Origin of the sequence: Streptomyces oceani, assembly GCF_001751245.1 — a bacterium.
GTDB lineage: Bacteria > Actinomycetota > Actinomycetes > Streptomycetales > Streptomycetaceae > Streptomyces > Streptomyces oceani.
The window spans coordinates 1-3,148 of record NZ_LJGU01000107.1; the positions used below are offsets into that span (position 1 = coordinate 1).

The 3,148-nt window shown below is 74.6% G+C and carries 3 protein-coding genes; all 3 read right to left on the bottom strand.

Annotation, left to right across the window (positions count from 1 at the left end; translation table 11 throughout):
- Positions 1–1,499: ATP-binding protein (locus AN216_RS04620; RefSeq protein ID WP_070195302.1), on the bottom strand; the 1,499-nt coding region annotated here is incomplete at its 3' end.
- Positions 1,500–2,228: a response regulator transcription factor gene (locus tag AN216_RS04625; protein WP_070195303.1), complete on the bottom strand. Its 729-nt coding sequence runs from the start codon at positions 2,226–2,228 to the stop codon at positions 1,500–1,502. It abuts the gene before it with no gap.
- Positions 2,229–2,309: 81 nt separating this feature from the next.
- Positions 2,310–3,148, bottom strand: an 839-nt coding sequence (locus AN216_RS04630) for a S1C family serine protease (protein WP_079166257.1), incomplete at its 5' end; no start/stop codon positions are given.

The following is a 3,148-nucleotide window of genomic DNA, read 5'->3' on the forward strand; positions in this document are numbered from 1 at the left end:
GGGAACCGCAGCGCCGCCTCCATGCCGCCGCCCGCCACCGGCCGCAGCTCCACCCGGCCGCCGGCCTGCCGTACCGTACGGGCCACGATCGCCAGCCCCAGGCCCGATCCGGGCAGTCCCCGCGCGGACGGCGAGCGCCAGAACCGATCGAAGACATACGGCAGTTCGGCCGTCGGCACCCCGGGCCCGTCGTCCCGCACGAGCAGTTCCCCGGCCGCCGGCCCCTCGGCTGCCAGGCACACCCGCACGGTGCCCTCCGGCGGCGAGAACTTCACCGCGTTGTCCAGTACGTTGACCACCGCCCGCTCCAGCGCCGCCGGTTCCACCCGTACGTACCAGGCGTCCAGCGAACTGCGGAAGAAGACGCTGGAGCTGCGCAACCGCACCCGCTGTACCGCCCGTTCGACGATCTCGTGCAGACCGACCACCTCCGGCGGACCGCCCGCCGGGCCGGCGTCCGAGCGGGACAGCTCCTGTAGGTCACCGACCAGCGCGGCCAGCTCGGCCAGTTGCGCCTGCACCGAGGCGAGCAGCGCCGCGCGGTCCTCCGGCGGCAGCGACCGGCCGCTGTGCTCGCTGCGCACCAGCAGGTCGATGTTCGTACGCAGCGAGGTCAGGGGAGTGCGCAGCTCGTGCCCGGCGTCCGCGATGAGTTGCTGTTGGAGGTCCCGGGATGCGGCCAGTGACTCGGTCATGGAGTTGAACGAGCGGGACAGCCGGGCCACCTCGTCGTCTCCGGTCACCGGGATGCGTACGGTCAGGTCCTCCGTACGGGCCACGTGCTCGACCGCGTCGGTGAGCCGGTCGACCGGGCGCAGGCCGGCCCGGGCCAGCGCCACGCCCGCGCCCGCCGAACCGAGCACGCCGGCCAGCGCCACCGCGCCCAGCACCAGGGCGAGGGTGTCCAGGGAGCGCTCGACCTCGTCCAGGGGGCGGGCCACCGACACCGCCACGTCCGTGCCCGGCAGCGGGCGGGTAAGCATCCGGTAGCCGGCGCCGTCCTCCGTCCGCACGCTGTGGATGGCCTGCCGCCGATCGCCGCGCGCCACCGCGACGTCCTCCAGGCCGACCGGCAGCGGCTGGTCGCCGAAGATCATGCAGCCGGTGCCGTTCCGGTCCACCAGCCGCACGGTGGAGCGGAACGGGTTCGGCACCGACTCCCGCTCCTCGGCCGGCACCGCCTGGCACTGCCCGGCCCGCACCTGGCGGATGACCTGCTCGGTCGGCACCCGGTTGTCCCGTAGCGCGTCGTCCAGCGAGGAGATCAGCTCGGCGCGTACGAGGAACCAGGCCGCCACCGCGCAGGCGGCCACCGCCACCGCCACCGCCACCGCCACCAGCAGCGCGAGCCGGGAACGCAACGGCAGCGCGCTCGGCGGCAAGCCACTCAGCGGCGGCAGCGAACGCGCGCGCCACCACGCGCGGGCCCGGGCCAACGGTCCGCCGCCGTCCGGCGCGGGGCCGCCCGGCGTGGAGCCGCCCGGCGTGGAGCCCGGCACCTACTCGCTCTCCCGAAGCACGAAGCCCACTCCGCGCACGGTGCGCACCAGCCGTGGCTCGCCGCCCGCCTCGGTCTTGCGGCGCAGGTACATCACGTACACGTCCAGCGAGTTGGACGCCGGCTCGAAGTCGAAGCCCCAGACGGCGTGCAGGATCTGCTCCCGGGTCAGCACCTGGCGCGGGTGCGCGAGCAGCATCTCCAGCAGCGTGAACTCGGTGCGGGTCAGCTCCAGCGGTCGGCCACCGCGCGTCACCTCACGGGTGGACAGGTCCATCCGCAGGTCCGCGTACGCCAGGGTGTCACCGTCCGGGCCGCCCTCGCCCGTGCCCGCCGCCCCGGCCGCCTCCGCCGCGTACGAGCTGCGGCGCAGCAACGCCCGTACGCGCGCGAGCAGTTCGTCCAGCTCGAAGGGCTTGACCAGGTAGTCGTCGGCGCCCGCGTCCAGCCCGGTGACCCGGTCGCCGACGGTGTCCCGCGCGGTGAGCATCAGGATGGGCGTACGCAGGCCGGCCGCGCGGAGTCGCCGGGCGGCGGTGAGGCCGTCCATCCGGGGCATGAGGATGTCCAGGACGATCAGCTCCGGTTCGCGCGCGGTGGCCTGCTCGACGGCGTCCAGGCCGTCTACGGCGAGCGCGGTCTCGTAGCCCTCGAAGGTGAGGCTGCGGCGCAGCGCGTCACGCACCGCGGGTTCGTCGTCGACGATCAGCACGGTCATGTCCTCCAGCATGCCCGCCGGCGGCGGTTCGGCGGGGGTACGGACGCGGGTCCGGGGCGGCCGCGGCGGCCGGGACGTCCGCCTGGGGGTCGGTCACTGCCCGCCGCCGGCCCGCAGCTCGTCCAGGATCTGCCGGAGGTCGTCAACCGGTACGGCGAAGCCGAGGCCGATGCTGCCGCCGCCCGAAGTGGCGGTGCTGTTGGCGGAGTTGATGCCGATGACCTCGCCGGAACGGTTGACCAGCGGCCCGCCGGAGTTGCCCGGATTGAGGGGCGCGTCGGTCTGCAGCGCCTCGTAGGTGGTGGTGTCGGAACCGACCCCGCCGTTGTACTCGCCGCCGCCGTACTCGAAGGGCCAGTCGCCGTCCTGGCCCCGCGGGGCGTCCCCCTGACGCGGCACCGTCACCTCCCGGTCCTTGGCGGAGACGATCCCGCTGGTGACCGTGCCGGTCAGGCCCTGGGGCGAGCCGAACGCGACCACCTCGTCGCCCACGCTGACCTTCTCGGAGCTGCCGAGCTCCGCGGGGTCCAGGCCGCTGGCCTCGGCTCGTACCAGCGCCATGTCCAGGCCCGGTTCGGTGCCCACGACCTCGCCGCCGACCGTACGCCCGTCGGACAGCGTGACCTTGACCCGCTCGGCGCCGGAGACCACGTGGTTGTTGGTGAGGATCTCGCCGTCCTCGGAGATCACCACGCCCGAGCCGGTCGCGGTGCCGGCGGCCGAGCTGGCGTTGATCTCCACGACGCTCGGGCTGACCGCGTCGACCACCTCACCGACGCTGTCGGTGTCGGCCGCCGTCTGGGTGCCGGACACGGCGGCGTTGCCCGTGCCGCCGGTGCCGCCCTCGTGGAACGCGCCCTGCACCAGGGCGCCGGCTCCACCACCCGTCAGCGCCGCGACCGCCGCCACGCCGGTCAGCAGCGCAACCGGCC